Below are 17,399 nucleotides of genomic sequence, written 5' to 3'. Positions count from 1 at the left end.
ATGAAAATAGAGAGAAAACCTAAAATTGTCATCATGGGAGGAGGAACTGGACTTTCTGTTTTATTAAGAGGATTAAAACAATATCCTGTTGATATTACGGCAGTTGTAACAGTAGCCGATGATGGAGGCAGTTCAGGTAGACTACGTGATGAGCTAGAAATTCCACCCCCAGGTGATATTCGTAACGTACTTGTTGCGTTATCGGATGTAGAACCATTAGTGGAAGCTTTATTCCAGCACCGTTTTACAACTGGAGACGGACTGAAAGGTCATGCGTTAGGAAATTTATTATTGGCAGGTATGACTTCGATTACAGGAGACTTTTACCACGCGATTACGGAGACAAGTAAAGTATTAAATGTCAGAGGACGTGTATTGCCAGCAGCGAATCAAAGTGCGGTACTTCATGCAGAGTTAGAAGATGGGGAGATTGTAACAGGTGAATCAAAGATCCCTTATTTCGGGAAGAAGATTAATCGTGTCTTTTTAACTCCAGAAGATGTAGAACCGCTATATGAAACGTTGATGGAAATTAAACGGGCTGATTTACTTGTTTTCGGTCCAGGAAGTCTGTACACGAGTATATTACCGAATTTAGTTGTTAATAAAATTGGGGACGCTGTTCTTGCTGCAAAAGCGAAGAAGGTATATGTGTGTAATGTTATGACGCAAGCGGGTGAAACGATGGGGTATACTGCGTTCGATCATGTGCAGGCGTTACATGATCATTTAGGTAAACCATTTATCGACACTGCAATTGTAAATAATCGTGATATTCCTTGTGAATTACGTAAGTTATATGAGGAAGAAATGTCGGGACCAGTTGTAGTGGATACAGATCGTTTTGCTGCAAATAATATCGAAATCATTCAAGATCAATTAGCGAAGTATGATGAGCGTGTTGTAAGACATGATACATTAAAGTTAGCTTCGATTTTATATTCACTGCTATAAATGTGCGTTGCCTCGTTTGAGGTAACGCTCCTCATTCATATAGGACAAGATTTTTGTTCCAAAATAATCGTATAAGGAGGTGTTGACTGTGTCATTTGCATCGGAAACCAAGAAAGAGCTGACCAATCTTGAGATGAAGGAATGCTGTGAGAAAGCTGAATTATCGGCGTTGCTTCGAATGAACGGATCGCTTTCTTTTTCAAACCGTCGCTTATCTATCGATATTCAAACGGAAAATGCAGCAATCGCAAGAAGGATTTATACGCTTTTGAAAAAAGGATATGATGTGACGGTAGAATTACTTGTGCGTAAAAAAATGCGATTGAAGAAAAATAATGTATATATCGTGCGGCTTGTTGAGAAGTCTCGCGAAATATTAGCAGATCTTCATATTGTTCGAGATGACTTTTCGTTTATTCGAAATATATCGCAGGAATTAATCGAGAAGAAATGTTGTAAACGATCGTATTTACGCGGTGCATTTTTAGCAGGTGGTTCAGTAAATAACCCAGAAACATCATCTTATCATTTAGAGATCTTTTCGTTATATAAGGAACATAATGATGCTATATGTGAACTGATGAACGGATTTGATTTAAATAGTAAGACGTTGGAAAGAAGAAAAGGGTACATTACGTATTTGAAAGAAGCTGAGAAAATTACAGAGTTTTTAAATATTATAGGTGCTCATAATGCACTTTTAAGATTTGAAGATATTCGAATTGTTCGCGATATGCGTAATTCAGTAAATCGTTTAGTTAACTGTGAAACAGCTAATTTAAATAAAACAATTGGTGCAGCGCTAAGGCAGATCGAGAACATCCGCTATATTGATGAGACGGTTGGACTTGATATTTTGCCAGATAAACTACGAGAAATTGCGCAACTACGAAGAGATTATCAAGATGTAACATTGAAAGAGTTAGGTGAGATGGTATCCGGGGGGAAAATTAGTAAATCGGGTATTAATCATCGTTTGCGTAAAATCGATGAAATTGCAGAGAAATTACGCGCGGGGGAAACAGTAGCAAAAAAATAAGAGGTTAAAGGGGAAATGGAGCTGTGGTTCAAAAACTGGTTAAAGTTTCATTAAAAAACGGCTTACAAGCACGTCCGGCTGCGTTGTTTGTGCAAGAGGCAAATCGTTTTCATTCTGATATTTTCATCGAGAAAGATGGAAAGACAGTTAATGCAAAGAGCATAATGGGGATTATGAGCTTAGCAATCGGAACTGGTAGCATGATTACAATTACAACAGAAGGTTCAGATGCAGAGGAAGCTTTAGAAGCATTAGCTGCATATGTACAATAAAAGGCTATCGCGAATGTGCGATAGTTTTTTTGTTTTGTTACTTGCGGGCATTCTGATTGGTGCGAGCTAACAAAAAGTGGGGGTATGTTGGTGGTTCGTACTTGTCGGGAATTGTCGGTAAGTCGATATGTTGTGTCGAAACGTCGATATATTTAAAGAAACGCCGATATAATTTGAGTTGTGTTCGATATAATTGAAAAATCGCTGATATATCTCGGTAAATACTAGACGGGGTATGTGCGCGGGAGTACATGATAAAAAAGCGCCCTGTAATAGGGCGCTTCCGCTTTTAGTATATCTAGCTTCAGCAGCTAGAATCTCCGGTCGTTTCGCCCCTTTATTCGAGGCAAAAAGCGCCTCGGAATCAGGGGCTCCATCGCCCTGCGATTCTGAACGAGCCGCTTCCGCTTTTAGTGTATCTAGCTTCAGCGGCTAGCTCTTCGTGTCTAAGAACCTTCCGCATAAGAAGGCAAAAAGCGCCTTTTATGCGAAAGAACCTTAGCCAGTCAGAGCTGAACGAGCCGCTTCCGCTTTAAATCTATTAACGATTTGTAAAGATCTTATCGATTAAGCCGTATTCTAGAGCTCTTTCTGCTGTCATGAAGTTGTCGCGGTCTGTGTCGCGTTGTAGAACTTCAAGTGGTTGACCTGTACGGTCAGCAAGAATTTGGTTTAATTTTTCACGTAAGAATAGGATGCGTTTTGCAGCGATTTCGATTTCAGTCGCTTGACCTTGTGCACCACCAAGTGGTTGGTGAATCATTACTTCACTGTTTGGAAGTGCATAACGTTTTCCTTTTTCACCTGCTGCAAGTAAGAATGCACCCATAGATGCAGCCATACCGATACAGATTGTTGATACTTGTGGTTTAATAAACTGCATTGTATCGTAAATTGCCATACCTGCTGTGATAGAACCACCAGGGCTGTTGATGTAGATGTGAATATCTTTTTCTGGATCTTGAGATTCCAAGAATAAAAGCTGGGAAACGATTGAGTTTGCTACGTTGTCATCAATTGCGCTACCAAGCATAATGATGCGGTCTTTTAATAGTCGAGAGTAAATATCGTAAGCGCGTTCTCCACGATTTGTTTGTTCAATTACTGTAGGAATTAAATTCATCTGTTATTTCCTCCTTTGAAAGCTTTCTTAGTTTATAATACAATTATGGTCAATAAAGGTCAAACGAAACCACTTTAAATCAAAAAAATATGTAGTTGTATCATGATTTATTCGCTATGTTTTTGGAATTCCCTGCTTATGTATCTTCAACATCATAACCGATTTACATAAATTTAAACGTGATTAAAGGTGTAGAAAAGGTAAAAGAACGCCTTTTTACTGAAGCGTTCTTTCGGTATTTATTCTTTTAAAAGATAGGTTACTTTATTTAAAATTGTTTCGACTTGTTTCGCGTTTTTACTATACATGTCACTTGCTGATTTCGATTTTGTTTCCAAAGAAAATAGTTCAAGATCAGCATGACATTTTTTTAAAGATGCCAATAACAAAGGTTTATTTTGAGGAGAAGGCATTTGGAGTTTGTCATTATAAATGTCGATAGTAAGTTGTCCGTATGAATCAACTTGACCGAGAAAGACATTTTCAATAACAACACCGAGTTTTTCTAGTTCAGCATGTAACCAAGCGCGGTTATGTCCACTAGAGGATAGAGGTTCATCTAAGACATTGCCATCCATAATAACAGTTTGTGGTTCTTTTTCGTTCGGCACTTTTAAACCGATATCTTTTGCTGTAAGTGGTTGGCGATCTTTCTTCAGTAATACATTTAATTCTCCGCTCGGTTCTAATACTGCAAATTCAACATCAGCTACGCTGAACGCATCTTTTCCGCGGAGAAGTTCTAATAATTCGTCACTTGTATATTTTTCTTTCTTTAAGTTATCTTCGAGTATCTTTCCATCTTTTATTAATACGGTAGATTTCCCTTCAAAAAAATCCCGGGCTGTTTTGTTCTTTAAGGAGAGGATTCCTGTGAAAAAAGGAACCACAGCGAAAATGAGTATCGCAAAGACGCCGTGGAAAAATTTTGAATCGAGCCCTGTAGATACTTGGGCAGCGATGTCACCGATTGTCATTCCGGCTATGTATTCAAAAAAGGAGAGCTGAGAGATTTGTCTTTTCCCTAACCATTTCGTAATAGCGAATAAAATGATTAATATGAATACAGAGCGGAGAATAACGAGTGTCCATTCGGGCAGGTGAGACATAGTCATTCCTCCAGTTTACTTAAAACCCTTTATATTGAGGTTCTTCACGTTCTAATACTGAAACTCTATCCTGTAAATCAGCGATGACGCTGTCCATTTCTAACATACATTCATGAAATACGCGTTTTGATTCTTCGTCTTGTGAATTTAATGAAAGGGAGCTTAAACTTGCTTGAGCCCCTCTTACACTGGCAAGGCAAGTTTTTACGCTAGCGATAACAGTCATGCAGACACCTCTTATCCTTTCGGTTTAAATAGTAATGCTCCGATGAATCCGAAAATGATAGCAGCAGAAACACCAGCACTTGTTACTTTAAACATACCGGTAATAACGCCAACAATTCCGTGTTTTGCAGCTTCTTCCATAGCGCCGTGAACGAGGGCGTTACCGAAACTTGTAATGGGTACTGTTGCCCCAGCTCCAGCGAAATCAATTAATGGTTCATACAAATTGAATCCATCTAATATAGCTCCGGCAACAACGAGTGTTGCCATTGTATGAGCTGGTGTTAGCTTGCCGACATCAAACATAAGTTGTCCGATTACACATATGAGTCCGCCAATGACGAAAGCCCAGAAAAAAATCATTGTGTTGCACCTCCAAATTCGATCGATACAGCATGAGCGATACATGGAATTGTTTCTTCTTGTTGGAATGTAAGGGGAGATAGTAAAGCACCTGTCGCAACAACTAGTATCTTTTTGAATTCTCCTTTTTTCATTCTATTTAATAAATGTCCGTACACGACTGTTGCTGAACAGCCTGGGCCACTTCCGCCGGCTATTACAGGTTGACCTTCTCTATAAATGATGATTCCGCAATCTTGAAATTGCTCGCTCTTTACTTTTGTCCCATGTTTATGTAGTAAGTCATAAGCAATTTCGCGTCCAACATGTCCGAGGTCGCCTGTTACGATTAAATCGTAGTGAGATGCATCGAGATTTCTTTCTCTTAAATGAGCTTCAATTGTATCGACAGCAGCTGGAGCCATTGCGCCTCCCATATTAAATGGATCAGTTAATCCCATATCAACAACTCGCCCAATCGTTGCAGATGTAACCCTTGGGCCATGTCCAGTATCGCTCAAAATAGCGGCTCCTGCTCCAGTCACTGTCCACTGGGCGGTAGGAGGTTTTTGTCCCCCGTATTCAGTTGGATAACGAAATTGTTTTTCCACGGCAGCGTTATGGCTTGAAGCTCCAGTTAATAAATATTTTGCGCCTTTTGCATTTACAATACTTGCACCGAGCGCTAAACCTTCCATAGAAGTAGAACAAGCACCAAATAATCCGAGATAAGGTGTGCCAAGTGTGCGGCATGCAAAGCTTGTTGGAGTTATTTGATTAATTAAGTCTCCAGCGAGGACAAATTGAATATCATCTTTCCTAAGTTTGGCTTTTTCTGTAGCGCGGCTACAAGCCTCTTCAAACAAAATTTTATGTGCTTTTTCATAGGAGTCTTGTCCGAGCCATAAATCTTCATGCAGGGTATCGAAATCTTCAGGGATTTTTCCATTTGCTTCAAATGGGCCGCCGACTACACCTGTTGAGATGATAACTGGTTTGTTTTCGAATACCCATGTTCGGTGTCCTTGTAACATTTACAGCCCTCCCCATTGAAAGAGAATCGTTTTAATAAGTGCGATGACGAAAGCGGAAAATACGCCAAATAAGATGACCGATCCTGCTAGTTTAAACATGTTACCACCAACGCCGAGAACGAATCCTTCTGTACGGTGTTCAATACATGCGGCAATAACAGAGTTACCAAATCCAGTAACGGGCACCGCAGTACCAGCACCAGCGAATTGCCCAAGGCGATCGTAGACGCCAAATCCCGTCAGTAGCATGGAGATAAAAATAAGAGTTGCAACGGTAGGATTTCCAGCAGATCTTTCAGTGAAATCGAAATAAGTAATATAAAAGGTGGAAATCAGTTGGCCTATTAAACAAATTAATCCCCCGACGAAAAAAGCTTTTATACAATTTTTTAAAACGGGTCGCTTCGGTTCGCGCTGTTGTTCAAATTTTTTATATTCTTGTTGTACAGGTGTTAAATTTTTATCTTTACTAGACATTTGAATCCTTCCTTCTCTTTTAGAAAGCTTAAATATTAGATCCCATTTCTGATTGGATGAGTTTCAATTGTTTTTTGATGCCATCCTTGCTTACTTTCTTTTTCTTGATTTTGTTTTCAAGTTCTTCTATGAGCATAAAAATCTTTTTGTCTGTACTTACACGAATATCGAAAGTAGGATTTTCATCACTTAGCTTCTTTTTTAATTTACTTCGTAACGGTTTTAAACCAAACCTTTCGTGATGTTCAGGTTTGATAGCTATGTAAAGATCTAAATTTGTATTAACTGCGGTAGCTTCTATAATTCCATCCATAGCGAGAGCTTTTTTCTTAGCTTCTTGCGATATAGATTGATTAAAGGATTCTGTACTCATTTTTGTTAACTTTGGGCCCTTTTCTTCTTTCGTTCGTTTTGCTTCTTCTTTCTTTACCTTTTTATCTAACGGGCTATTATCACATCCGGTAAGTGAACCGAATAGGAGCATAAATAACGCGGTTATGATTCCGAGTTTTCGCATTATAATCATTCCATTTCTATTGCATTATGTAATGTGAGAGAAAAAGGATGATTGCATATCATCCTTTTTCTCAAATTGTGTACCATTAGATGAAATGGTACTTTCGGTTATTGCTGTGTGTATTGTGGTTCTTCTTGCTGGACTTCTTCAACACGTGGGTTTAAAGAATCGATAATTGTTTGTGTTTGTTGCGCAGCTGTTTGGAAAAGTTGCTTAGCTTGTTGGTTATCCGTATCAAGAGCGAATCCCTCTAAGCTAGCTTGTGCACTTTTTAATCCAGAAACAGTTTGCTTTAGTTTTGTAATTACAGTCATTGAATGAAGCCCCCTTTGGAATATCAATTCAAAGATTATAATTTGTGAGTTGGGGTGAATTTATGATTGGAAAATTTAGGTGTGCTACATGTTTAGATTACAATTTTGTAATGAACATGTAAGGGAAAGCGATAGTGGAAAAAAACTTTTTCTCCTAGAATAAAGAAAGTAAAGCAAGTTAAAAGGACATTTGAAGGAGAGAAAAATGAATAAATTATTATTAGGTTTAATTGGACTTTTTATATTAGTTATTGGTGTGGCAAGCTTTTCTCATAATGAGGTGACTGATAGATATAATCCGCTTGTGAAAGAAGACTTTGTATATGTAAAAGCGAAAGAATCTGGCCGACTATCTACAGTTGGAGAGGTAGCTGGAGACTATAAACTTACTGGTTATTATGCTTCAGGTGAAGGAAGAGACGTTAAGTTTTATGCGCCTCGTGGGCTTAGAGAGGGAGCGTATGTTAAGGTTAAAACGAAAGGTGAATATATTGAAACATACCAAGAAGTACAGCCGGATGAAATTCCAAAAGAGATTAAAGAGAAACTAGATAAATAAAACCGTTAAGAAATGCCTCCTAAATGTAGAAGTTAGGGGGCATTTTTATGCGGAAAATAGCGTATATACAATGTGCTATCAAAGAGTTTTTATTGATTTAAATGGTTTTTATTGCTATTATTATGGAGAGAAAATGAAGTATATTTTATAATCATGCGCCCATAGCTCAGTCGGATAGAGCGGTGGTTTCCGGTACCACGTCTGCCGGGGGTTCGAATCCCTCTGGGCGCGTAAAAAGGTCCTAACTTACATTTGTAAGTTAGGACCTTTTTTTATTTCTCTCTTGTTATATCTGGTTATAAGATTTACTATTAGTATGTGGTAATAATTTTTGTGCGTTATTATTTTCTTTCAATATTATTCAAATTTCGGTTGTAAGTTGTAAATCTCATTAATACATATAAATTAATAATATTTTGGAATGGGTGTCTGTGATAGCATTCTCCTTTTACCAAACTTATTGTACAATAGAAACAAGGGGGAGATTAGTTTGAAGGCAAGTCTTTTACAAGAACAAAGCTTACGTTTGGCAATGACACAAGAGTTAAGGCAAGCGATTACAATGCTCCAGTATAATGTACAAGAATTATCGGAGTTTTTGTATGAGCAATCGTTAGAGAATCCCCTTATTGAGTTAGGTGGTTTTGAGAGGGAGAAGAAAAAGAGCTCTAACACAAGTAAAAGTACCAGCAAACAAGTCGAGAATCAGATGGAAATCTACAGTGTGGATTCTACAACGATTCAGCAACATTTATTAAATCAAATACAGTATTATAAAATAGAGGAAGAAGAGCGAAAAGTAGCTTCTTTCATTATTATGAACATGGATGGAAATGGGTATTTACAAGAAACGAATGAAGAGTTAGCAAATCTTCTTTCCGCACCGATTTATGTAGTCGACCGTTCTGTAGAGCTTGTCCAATCACTTGAGCCAGCAGGGGTAGGAGCGCGTAATATTCAGGAATGTCTAACTTTGCAATTGAAGCGCTTACAAAGACGGAATGGATTGGCAGAAGAGGTTATAGAAGATCATTTCGCTTATTTCGTGAAGAAAGATTGGCGAAAGCTTGTTCAAGTGTTGAAGTGTAGCAATGAAGAATTGCAGGATGCGGTAAATTGTATAACATCATTGCAGCCAAAGCCAGGTCTTGCGTTTTCTTCTGATAAACCACTTTATATTGTGCCTGATATGGCAGTGAAAAAAGATGGTGATCGTCTTGTTTTACAGATGAATGAGAGAAATATGCCAAGAATTGAAATTCATTCTGAGTATAGTGCGCTTCTTAATAATAGTGAGAGTGAAGTAGCATCTTACGTATCAGAAAAGTATCAGCATGTGCAGTGGATTATGCGCAGTTTGAAACAGAGAAAACAAACGCTTCTGCAAGTGATGACCATTATTATGGAAAAACAACGTGATTTCTTCTGGGAAGGTCCAGCGTATTTAAAGCCGCTTGCTTTAAAAGAGGTGGCGGAAGAGCTAAGTGTGCATGAATCTACAATTAGTCGTGCAACGCGAAATAAATATGTGCAAACACCACACGGTTTGTTTGAGATGAAATCGTTTTTTAGCAATGCCGTGTCGACTACTGAAGATGAAGCAGTTTCTACAAAGCGTGTAAAACAATTTATTCAAACACTTGTTGAAGCGGAGAATAAGAAGAAGCCACTTTCAGATCAAAAGATTTCAAAATTATTAGAAGAAGAGCATGAAATCGTTATTTCTCGAAGAACAGTTGCTAAATATAGAGAACAGATGCATATTCCAGCTTCGTCTCTAAGAAAAACAATTGGATAGGTGAAGAAGATGAAAGTTGTACTATATACAAAAAAAGATTGTGGTCTTTGCGTGCAGGCGAAACAAGTTTTACAGGAAGTACAATGTGAATATTCTTTTCAAATCGAGGAAATAGATATATATGAAGATAATGACCTTTTGGAGAAATATCATTTAATGATTCCGGTTGTAGAAATAGGCGGGAAACAGGTGGAATATGGTAACATTCACAAAGGTGTCATAATAAACTATATAAAGAATGCAGTTAAGAGTTGAATAAGTTTCTATCTCCTGTTACAATAATACACGTAGCAGGGATTATTTTTTTAACCTATGTGGGACATAAAATGTCACTACGGGACACAAAGTGACCACAAGGGAAAATGAACCAATGTAGTGAGGAGAAAAGATATGCGCTCATGGATTCAGAACACAAAAAAATTATTACCTGATCTGCTACCTGTTATGCAAACGAGAATGCAAGTTCTTCAATACATTAGGCTCATGCAGCCGATTGGAAGAAGGAACTTATCAGCAAGTCTCGGTATGACAGAACGAGTATTGCGAAGTGAAGTTCAAGTTTTGAAAGAACAAAACTTAGTTCACGTCGCTTCTTCTGGAATGACTTTGACAGAAGAAGGAACAGCTTTAGTTCTTGCTTTGGAAGACTTTATGAAAGAAATTTCCGGGTTAAAGGTTTTAGAAAAACAACTTAAGGAAACATTAGACTTGGATGAAGTTTTCGTTGTCCCTGGTGATAGTGATGAATCACCTTGGGTCAAACTGGAGATGGGCCGTGCTTGTGTGACTTGTATAAAAGACCGTCTGACAGTGAATAATATCGTTGCTGTGGCTGGAGGAACTACGCTAGCTGCTGCTGCGGACATGATGCAACTTGATTGCAAAGATTTACATATGCTATTTGTCCCAGCACGTGGTGGAATTGGAGAAGGTGTTGAGTTAGAAGCCAATACTATTTGCGCCAAAATGGCACAAAATACGATGAGTAATTATCGCTTATTGTATGTTCCAGATCACGTTAGTAGCGAAGCATATGCGTCCATTGTAACAGAGCCCTCCGTGAAAGAAGTTCTTGAGTTGATTCGATCTTCCAATATCGTCATTCATGGAATTGGTGATGCGTTAACAATGGCACGTCGCAGAAATACTTCAGAAGCAGATTGGTTAAAGATTCAGGCAAGCGAAGCAGTTGGCGAAGCTTTCGGTTACTACTTTAATGAACAAGGAAATGTTGTTCATAAAGTAAGAACGGTTGGTATGCAACTTGAAGATTTACAAAATGTATCTCACGTTGTTGCGGTCGCTGGAGGTTCTTCAAAGGCAAAGGCAATACAGGCTGTAATAAAGCAAGGGCACACTTCAATTCTAATTACAGATGAAGGTGCAGCAAAACAGTTAACAAAGGGTATTACCCTTTAAATATAATCCCCCAAGGAGGAAATTCAAATGACTAAAATTGGTATTAATGGATTTGGACGTATCGGACGTAACGTATTCCGCGCAGCTCTTAACAACTCTGAGGTAGAAGTAGTAGCAATCAACGACTTAACAGATGCTAAAACATTAGCTCACCTTTTAAAATATGACACAGTTCACGGAACTTTAAATGCAGAAGTATCTGCTAACGAAAACAGCATCGTTGTTAACGGTAAAGAAATTAAAGTTATCGCTGAGCGTGACCCAGCTCAATTACCATGGAGCGACTACGGAGTAGAAGTAGTAGTAGAATCTACTGGCCGTTTCACTAAAAAATCAGACGCTGAGAAACACTTAGGTGGATCAGTTAAGAAAGTTATCATCTCAGCTCCAGCTTCTGACGAAGATATCACTGTAGTTATGGGTGTTAACCACGAACAATACGATGCAGCTAACCACAACGTAGTATCTAACGCTTCTTGTACTACAAACTGTCTAGCTCCATTCGCTAAAGTATTAAACGAAAAATTCGGCGTAAAACGCGGAATGATGACAACAATTCACTCTTACACTAACGACCAACAAATCTTAGACTTACCACACAAAGATTTACGTCGTGCTCGTGCAGCAGCTGAAAACATGATCCCAACATCTACTGGTGCTGCTAAAGCTGTAGCATTAGTATTACCAGAACTTAAAGGTAAATTAAACGGTGGCGCTGTACGTGTTCCAACTGCTAACGTTTCTCTTGTTGACTTAGTTGTTGAACTTGACAAAGAAGTAACAGTTGAAGATGTAAACGCAGCATTCAAAGCAGCAGCTGAAGGCGAATTAAAAGGTATCCTTGGATACAGCGAAGAGCCATTAGTATCTATCGACTATAACGGATGTACAGCTTCTTCTACAATCGATGCATTATCTACAATGGTAATGGAAGGTAACATGGTTAAAGTACTTTCTTGGTACGATAACGAAACTGGTTACTCTAACCGCGTAGTAGACTTAGCAGCATACATGACTTCTAAAGGTCTTTAATTCTTAAGTATATAAGCAATCAATGACAAAACGAGGGAGAGGGTTTGTTCCCTCTCTCTCTTCTTTCGTTTTAGAAGCAAATGTGTTAAGCTTTTGAATGGGTTTTGTCAATCCTAACTAGTAGTCGGAGGGAAATCCAATGAACAAAAAATCAATTCGTGACGTAGATTTAAAAGGTAAGCGTGTATTTTGCCGCGTTGATTTCAACGTACCTATGAAAGAAGGCAAAATTACAGATGAAACTCGTATCCGTGCAGCTCTTCCTACAATTCAATATTTAGTAGAGCAAGGTGCGAAAGTAATTTTAGCAAGTCATTTAGGCCGTCCAAAAGGTCAAGCAGTAGAAGAATTACGTCTTACTCCAGTAGCTGCACGTTTAGGTGAGCTTCTTGGTAAAGATGTTAAAAAAGCGGACGAAGCATTCGGACCAGTTGCACAAGAAATGGTTGCAGCAATGAACGAAGGCGACGTATTAGTTCTTGAAAACGTACGTTTCTATGCGGGCGAAGAAAAGAACGATGCAGAACTTGCGAAAGAATTTGCAGCTCTTGCTGATATCTTCGTAAATGATGCATTCGGTGCAGCTCACCGTGCTCACGCTTCTACAGCAGGAATCGCAGACTACCTACCAGCAGTATCTGGTCTATTAATGGAAAAAGAGTTAGATGTATTAGGTAAAGCACTTTCTAACCCAGAACGTCCATTCACAGCTATCATCGGTGGTGCGAAAGTAAAAGATAAAATCGGTGTAATTCGTCATCTATTAGACAAAGTAGATAACTTAATCATCGGTGGCGGACTTGCTTACACATTTGTTAAAGCTTTAGGTCATGAAATTGGTCTATCTCTATGTGAAGACGACAAGATCGAACTAGCTAAAGAATTTATGCAACTTGCAAAAGAAAAAGGCGTAAACTTCTACATGCCAGTTGATGTTGTAATCACAGAGGAATTCTCTGAAACTGCAACAACTCAAATCGTAGGTATCGACTCTATCCCTTCTACTTGGGAAGGCGTGGACATCGGTCCTAAAACACGTGAAATTTATGCAGATGTAATTAAAAATTCTAAGCTTGTTGTATGGAATGGACCAATGGGTGTATTCGAAATGACTCCATTCGCAGAAGGTACAAAAGCAGTAGGACAAGCATTAGCAGATGCAGAAGATACATACTCTGTTATCGGCGGTGGTGACTCTGCAGCAGCTGTTGAAAAATTCGGTATGGCTGATAAAATGAGCCACATTTCTACTGGCGGCGGTGCGTCATTAGAATTCATGGAAGGCAAAGAGCTTCCAGGTGTAGTTTGTCTTAACGACAAATAAGTAGCAGCCAAAGAAAAAGGACGGTGTAAAGCATGCGTAAACCAATTATCGCAGGTAACTGGAAAATGAATAAAACTCTATCTGAAGCAGTTAGCTTCGTAGAGGAAGTTAAAGGTCAAATCCCAGCAGCTTCAGCTGTTGATGCAGTAGTTTGCTCTCCAGCTCTATTCTTAGAGCGCTTAGTAGCTAAGGCTGAAGGAACTGACTTACAAGTAGGTGCACAAAACATGCACTTCGAAAAAAATGGTGCATTCACTGGCGAAATTAGCCCAGTAGCACTTAGCGACTTAAAAGTAGGCTATGTAGTACTTGGCCACTCTGAGCGTCGTGAAATGTTTGCTGAAACAGACGAGTCAGTAAACAAAAAGACTCTTGCAGCATTTGAACATGGTTTAACACCAATCGTATGTTGTGGTGAGACTTTAGAAGAGCGCGAAAGCGGAAAAACATTTGATCTAGTAGCAGGTCAAGTGACAAAAGCACTTGCAGGTTTAACAGAAGAGCAAGTTAAAGCAACTGTTATCGCTTATGAGCCAATCTGGGCTATCGGTACAGGCAAATCTTCTTCTTCTGCAGATGCAAATGAAGTATGTGCGCACATCCGTAAAGTTGTTGCAGAAGCTGTTTCTCCAGAAGCTGCAGAAGCTGTTCGTATTCAATACGGCGGTAGCGTAAAACCAGAAAACATTAAAGAGTATATGGCACAATCTGACATCGACGGCGCTTTAGTTGGCGGTGCTAGCTTAGAGCCTGCTTCGTTCTTAGGTCTTCTGGGGGCGGTAAAATGAGAAAGCCAACAGCTTTAATCATTCTTGATGGTTTCGGACTACGTGAAGAAACTTACGGGAATGCTGTAGCGCAAGCTAAGAAACCTAATTTTGATGGTTACTGGAACAAATTCCCTCACACAACGCTTACAGCTTGTGGTGAGGAAGTAGGTCTTCCAGAAGGTCAAATGGGTAACTCTGAGGTTGGTCACTTAAATATCGGTGCAGGCCGCATCGTATATCAAAGCTTAACACGCGTAAACGTTGCAATTCGTGAAGGTGAGTTCGATCAGAATGAAACTTTCCAAAATGCAATTAAAAGCGTAAAAGAAAAAGGTACTGCTCTTCATTTATTCGGTTTACTTTCTGATGGTGGTGTGCACAGTCACATGAACCATATGTTTGCTCTTCTTCGCTTAGCAGCAAAAGAAGGCGTGGAGAAAGTTTATATCCATGCATTCTTAGATGGCCGCGATGTTGGACCACAAACAGCAAAAGGTTATATCGATGCAACAAATGAAGTAATTAAAGAAACAGGTGTAGGACAATTCGCGACTATCTCTGGTCGTTATTACTCCATGGACCGTGACAAGCGTTGGGATCGCGTAGAAAAATGTTACCGTGCTATGGTGAATGGTGAAGGACCTACTTATAAATCAGCAGAAGAGTGTGTAGAAGACTCTTATGCAAATGGTATCTACGATGAATTCGTATTGCCGTCTGTAATTGTTAACGAAGATGACACGCCAGTTGCAACAATCAATAATGATGATGCAGTTATCTTCTATAACTTCCGTCCAGACCGTGCAATTCAAATTGCTCGTGTATTTACAAACGAAGACTTCCGTGAGTTCGATCGTGGTGAAAAAGTACCTCACATTCCTGAATTCGTTTGTATGACACATTTCAGTGAAACTGTAGATGGTTACGTGGCATTCAAGCCAATGAACCTTGATAACACATTAGGTGAAGTTGTTGCGCAAGCGGGATTAAAGCAACTTCGCATCGCGGAAACTGAAAAGTATCCGCACGTTACATTCTTCTTTAGCGGTGGTCGTGAGGCTGAATTCCCAGGAGAAGAGCGTATCTTAATTAACTCACCGAAGGTTGCAACGTATGACTTGAAACCTGAAATGAGCATTTACGAAGTAACGGACGCTTTAGTAAATGAAATTGAAAATGATAAACATGATGTTATCATTCTTAACTTTGCAAACTGTGATATGGTTGGCCATTCTGGGATGATGGAACCAACAATTAAAGCAGTAGAAGCAACTGACGAATGTTTAGGAAAAGTTGTAGAAGCGATTCTTGCAAAAGATGGTGTAGCACTTATTACTGCTGACCATGGTAATGCTGATCAGGAGTTAACTGCTGATGGTGGACCAATGACAGCTCATACAACTAACCCGGTTCCTTTCATCGTTACAAAAAATGATGTAGAGCTTCGTGAAGGTGGTATTTTAGGAGATATCGCTCCAACAATGCTTACACTTTTAAATGTGGAACAACCGAAAGAAATGACAGGTAAAACGATTATTAAATAATTTGCTTATATAAAAAGGAGAGAATTTATTATGTCAACAATTATTGATGTTTATGCTCGCGAAGTCCTTGACTCTCGTGGTAACCCAACTGTAGAAGTAGAAGTTTACACAGAAAGCGGCGCTTTCGGACGCGCTATCGTACCAAGTGGTGCATCTACTGGTGAGCACGAAGCAGTAGAATTACGTGACGGTGACAAATCTCGTTACCTTGGAAAAGGTGTTATGAACGCAGTAAACAACGTTAACGAAGCAATCGCTCCAGAAATCGTTGGTTTCGACGTAACTGACCAAGCTGGTATCGACCGTGCTATGATCGAATTAGATGGCACTCCAAACAAAGGTAAACTAGGGGCTAACGCTATCCTTGGTGTATCTATGGCAGTAGCTCACGCAGCAGCTGACTTCGTAGGTCTTCCATTATACCGTTACCTTGGTGGATTCAATGCAAAACAATTACCAACTCCAATGATGAACATCATCAACGGTGGTTCTCACGCTGATAACAACGTTGATTTCCAAGAGTTCATGATCTTACCAGTTGGTGCTCCAACATTCAAAGAATCAATCCGTATGGGTGCTGAAGTATTCCATGCACTTAAAGCTGTATTACATGACAAAGGTCTTAACACTGCAGTAGGTGACGAAGGTGGATTCGCTCCAAACCTTGGTTCTAACCGTGAAGCATTAGAAGTAATCATCGAAGCTATCGAAAAAGCTGGTTACAAAGCTGGCGAGAACGTATTCTTAGGAATGGACGTTGCTTCTTCTGAGTTCTACAACAAAGAAACTGGTAAATATGACCTTGCAGGCGAAGGCCGTACTGGCTTAACTTCTGCAGAAATGGTTGATTTCTACGAAGAGCTTTGCAAAGACTTCCCAATCATCTCTATTGAAGATGGTTTAGACGAAAACGACTGGGATGGTCACAAATTATTAACTGAGCGTATCGGTGATAAAGTACAATTAGTTGGTGACGATTTATTCGTAACTAACACTCAAAAACTTGCTGAAGGTATCGAAAAAGGTATCTCTAACTCAATCTTAATTAAAGTTAACCAAATCGGTACTTTAACTGAGACTTTCGAAGCAATCGAAATGGCTAAACGTGCTGGTTACACAGCAGTTGTATCTCACCGTTCTGGTGAAACTGAAGATGCTACAATCGCTGACATCGCAGTTGCAACTAACGCTGGCCAAATCAAAACTGGTTCTATGAGCCGTACTGACCGTATTGCTAAGTACAACCAATTATTACGCATCGAAGACGAACTAGGCGAAATCGCTGTTTACGATGGTTTAAAATCTTTCTACAATATCAAACGATAATTGCAGAAAATAACGACAGACCGTGAGAAATCACGGTCTGTTTTTTTGTTTTCCGACAGAAGCCTCCCATCTAACTTCTTTGCTTTACAGGCGGATTTTGAGGTGGAGTCTTACTGCTCACAAATAGCTGAGCAAAAATGGAGTGAAGTTTTGTTTTATTGAAATAGTAACCATTAAAATTCAGAAAATATAAACTTTATAAATTAGGTCAATGTTTTTGA

General features: G+C 39.2%; 20 protein-coding genes and 1 tRNA gene. 13 read left to right on the top strand and 8 right to left on the bottom strand.

What is annotated here, in order from left to right:
- The 3 genes from LUS72_RS25490 (at nt 1) to LUS72_RS25480 (ending at nt 2,265) form a co-directional block, all read left to right on the top strand.
- On the top strand, nt 1-954 hold the full coding sequence (locus tag LUS72_RS25490; protein ID WP_097832343.1) for a gluconeogenesis factor YvcK family protein: 954 nt from the start codon (nt 1-3) through the stop codon (nt 952-954).
- Between the two features lie 88 nt (nt 955-1,042).
- A complete protein-coding gene (gene whiA, locus LUS72_RS25485) occupies nt 1,043-1,993 on the top strand; it encodes a DNA-binding protein WhiA (RefSeq protein WP_000006563.1) in 951 nt (316 codons plus the stop codon).
- Between the two features lie 23 nt (nt 1,994-2,016).
- Nucleotides 2,017-2,265 carry an HPr family phosphocarrier protein gene (locus tag LUS72_RS25480; RefSeq protein WP_000250255.1) on the top strand — a complete coding sequence of 83 codons (249 nt, stop codon included), beginning with the start codon at nt 2,017-2,019 and terminating at the stop codon, nt 2,263-2,265.
- A 541-nt stretch (nt 2,266-2,806) separates the two neighbouring features.
- Here the strand turns inward: LUS72_RS25480 and clpP are convergent.
- The 8 genes from clpP to LUS72_RS25440 form a co-directional block, all read right to left on the bottom strand.
- A complete protein-coding gene (gene clpP / locus LUS72_RS25475) occupies nt 2,807-3,388 on the bottom strand; it encodes an ATP-dependent Clp endopeptidase proteolytic subunit ClpP (protein ID WP_001049163.1) in 582 nt (193 codons plus the stop codon).
- A 239-nt stretch (nt 3,389-3,627) separates the two neighbouring features.
- A complete protein-coding gene (locus LUS72_RS25470; protein WP_097832342.1) occupies nt 3,628-4,497 on the bottom strand; it encodes a DUF421 domain-containing protein in 870 nt (289 codons plus the stop codon).
- A gap of 19 nt (nt 4,498-4,516) precedes the next feature.
- On the bottom strand, nt 4,517-4,723 hold the full coding sequence (locus tag LUS72_RS25465; protein WP_016125685.1) for a DUF1657 domain-containing protein: 207 nt from the start codon (nt 4,721-4,723) through the stop codon (nt 4,517-4,519).
- Between the two features lie 11 nt (nt 4,724-4,734).
- A complete protein-coding gene (spoVAE, locus tag LUS72_RS25460; protein ID WP_000575919.1) occupies nt 4,735-5,085 on the bottom strand; it encodes a stage V sporulation protein AE in 351 nt (116 codons plus the stop codon).
- A complete protein-coding gene (gene spoVAD, locus LUS72_RS25455; RefSeq protein ID WP_097832341.1) occupies nt 5,082-6,098 on the bottom strand; it encodes a stage V sporulation protein AD in 1,017 nt (338 codons plus the stop codon). The genes spoVAE and spoVAD overlap by 4 nt, the downstream gene beginning before the upstream one ends.
- On the bottom strand, nt 6,099-6,575 hold the full coding sequence (gene spoVAC / locus LUS72_RS25450) for a stage V sporulation protein AC (protein ID WP_002034730.1): 477 nt from the start codon (nt 6,573-6,575) through the stop codon (nt 6,099-6,101).
- A gap of 28 nt (nt 6,576-6,603) precedes the next feature.
- Nucleotides 6,604-7,092 (bottom strand): YhcN/YlaJ family sporulation lipoprotein, encoded by a 489-nt coding sequence (locus LUS72_RS25445; protein WP_097832339.1) that lies wholly within the window; start codon nt 7,090-7,092, stop codon nt 6,604-6,606.
- A gap of 107 nt (nt 7,093-7,199) precedes the next feature.
- A complete protein-coding gene (locus LUS72_RS25440) occupies nt 7,200-7,406 on the bottom strand; it encodes a DUF1657 domain-containing protein (protein WP_000216167.1) in 207 nt (68 codons plus the stop codon).
- Between the two features lie 205 nt (nt 7,407-7,611).
- Between LUS72_RS25440 and LUS72_RS25435 the strand changes: the two genes are divergently transcribed.
- The 10 genes from LUS72_RS25435 to eno all read left to right on the top strand — a co-directional run bounded on the left by LUS72_RS25435 (nt 7,612) and on the right by eno (nt 17,178).
- Complete coding sequence (locus LUS72_RS25435; RefSeq protein ID WP_264448407.1) at nt 7,612-7,965, top strand: YxeA family protein; 354 nt, start codon at nt 7,612-7,614, stop codon at nt 7,963-7,965.
- 155 nt (nt 7,966-8,120) lie between these two features.
- Nucleotides 8,121-8,196 (top strand) — tRNA-Arg (locus LUS72_RS25430).
- Nucleotides 8,197-8,455: 259 nt separating this feature from the next.
- Nucleotides 8,456-9,763: an RNA polymerase factor sigma-54 gene (rpoN, locus tag LUS72_RS25425; RefSeq protein WP_264448406.1), complete on the top strand. Its 1,308-nt coding sequence runs from the start codon at nt 8,456-8,458 to the stop codon at nt 9,761-9,763.
- Between the two features lie 9 nt (nt 9,764-9,772).
- Complete coding sequence (locus LUS72_RS25420) at nt 9,773-10,018, top strand: glutaredoxin family protein (RefSeq protein ID WP_087983057.1); 246 nt, start codon at nt 9,773-9,775, stop codon at nt 10,016-10,018.
- Nucleotides 10,019-10,153: 135 nt separating this feature from the next.
- On the top strand, nt 10,154-11,182 hold the full coding sequence (gene cggR, locus LUS72_RS25415; protein WP_001258192.1) for a gapA transcriptional regulator CggR: 1,029 nt from the start codon (nt 10,154-10,156) through the stop codon (nt 11,180-11,182).
- A gap of 27 nt (nt 11,183-11,209) precedes the next feature.
- A complete protein-coding gene (gene gap / locus LUS72_RS25410; protein ID WP_000161234.1) occupies nt 11,210-12,214 on the top strand; it encodes a type I glyceraldehyde-3-phosphate dehydrogenase in 1,005 nt (334 codons plus the stop codon).
- A gap of 139 nt (nt 12,215-12,353) precedes the next feature.
- Complete coding sequence (locus LUS72_RS25405) at nt 12,354-13,538, top strand: phosphoglycerate kinase (RefSeq protein ID WP_001036333.1); 1,185 nt, start codon at nt 12,354-12,356, stop codon at nt 13,536-13,538.
- Between the two features lie 32 nt (nt 13,539-13,570).
- The gene (gene tpiA, locus LUS72_RS25400) at nt 13,571-14,326 is read left to right on the top strand and encodes a triose-phosphate isomerase (protein WP_048566659.1); all 756 of its coding nucleotides are present in this window, start codon (nt 13,571-13,573) and stop codon (nt 14,324-14,326) included.
- On the top strand, nt 14,323-15,852 hold the full coding sequence (gene gpmI, locus LUS72_RS25395; RefSeq protein WP_001231161.1) for a 2,3-bisphosphoglycerate-independent phosphoglycerate mutase: 1,530 nt from the start codon (nt 14,323-14,325) through the stop codon (nt 15,850-15,852). The genes tpiA and gpmI overlap by 4 nt, the downstream gene beginning before the upstream one ends.
- Nucleotides 15,853-15,882: 30 nt before the next feature.
- On the top strand, nt 15,883-17,178 hold the full coding sequence (gene eno / locus LUS72_RS25390) for a phosphopyruvate hydratase (RefSeq protein ID WP_002124088.1): 1,296 nt from the start codon (nt 15,883-15,885) through the stop codon (nt 17,176-17,178).
- The last annotated feature ends 221 nt before the right edge of the window (nt 17,179-17,399 follow it).

This window comes from Bacillus cereus, from assembly GCF_025917685.1.
Classification (GTDB): Bacteria; Bacillota; Bacilli; order Bacillales; family Bacillaceae_G; genus Bacillus_A; species Bacillus_A cereus_AT.
The sequence above is the reverse complement of the archived record's forward strand: the minus strand, read 5'-3'. Positions and strand labels throughout refer to the sequence as shown.

What these genes read in the sequence shown, in the direction of transcription:
- spoVAD (WP_097832341.1), bottom strand. Translation starts at nt 6,098, where the DNA reads ATGTTACAAGGACACCGAACATGGGTATTCGAAAACAAACCAGTTATC.
- spoVAC (WP_002034730.1), bottom strand. Translation starts at nt 6,575, where the DNA reads ATGTCTAGTAAAGATAAAAATTTAACACCTGTACAACAAGAATATAAA.
- LUS72_RS25470 (WP_097832342.1), bottom strand. Translation starts at nt 4,497, where the DNA reads ATGTCTCACCTGCCCGAATGGACACTCGTTATTCTCCGCTCTGTATTC.
- LUS72_RS25445 (WP_097832339.1), bottom strand. Translation starts at nt 7,092, where the DNA reads ATGCGAAAACTCGGAATCATAACCGCGTTATTTATGCTCCTATTCGGT.
- eno (WP_002124088.1), top strand. Translation starts at nt 15,883, where the DNA reads ATGTCAACAATTATTGATGTTTATGCTCGCGAAGTCCTTGACTCTCGT.
- clpP (WP_001049163.1), bottom strand. Translation starts at nt 3,388, where the DNA reads ATGAATTTAATTCCTACAGTAATTGAACAAACAAATCGTGGAGAACGC.
- spoVAE (WP_000575919.1), bottom strand. Translation starts at nt 5,085, where the DNA reads ATGATTTTTTTCTGGGCTTTCGTCATTGGCGGACTCATATGTGTAATC.
- LUS72_RS25420 (WP_087983057.1), top strand. Translation starts at nt 9,773, where the DNA reads ATGAAAGTTGTACTATATACAAAAAAAGATTGTGGTCTTTGCGTGCAG.
- LUS72_RS25405 (WP_001036333.1), top strand. Translation starts at nt 12,354, where the DNA reads ATGAACAAAAAATCAATTCGTGACGTAGATTTAAAAGGTAAGCGTGTA.
- LUS72_RS25440 (WP_000216167.1), bottom strand. Translation starts at nt 7,406, where the DNA reads ATGACTGTAATTACAAAACTAAAGCAAACTGTTTCTGGATTAAAAAGT.
- tpiA (WP_048566659.1), top strand. Translation starts at nt 13,571, where the DNA reads ATGCGTAAACCAATTATCGCAGGTAACTGGAAAATGAATAAAACTCTA.
- gap (WP_000161234.1), top strand. Translation starts at nt 11,210, where the DNA reads ATGACTAAAATTGGTATTAATGGATTTGGACGTATCGGACGTAACGTA.
- cggR (WP_001258192.1), top strand. Translation starts at nt 10,154, where the DNA reads ATGCGCTCATGGATTCAGAACACAAAAAAATTATTACCTGATCTGCTA.
- LUS72_RS25435 (WP_264448407.1), top strand. Translation starts at nt 7,612, where the DNA reads ATGAATAAATTATTATTAGGTTTAATTGGACTTTTTATATTAGTTATT.
- LUS72_RS25465 (WP_016125685.1), bottom strand. Translation starts at nt 4,723, where the DNA reads ATGACTGTTATCGCTAGCGTAAAAACTTGCCTTGCCAGTGTAAGAGGG.
- LUS72_RS25490 (WP_097832343.1), top strand. Translation starts at nt 1, where the DNA reads ATGAAAATAGAGAGAAAACCTAAAATTGTCATCATGGGAGGAGGAACT.
- gpmI (WP_001231161.1), top strand. Translation starts at nt 14,323, where the DNA reads ATGAGAAAGCCAACAGCTTTAATCATTCTTGATGGTTTCGGACTACGT.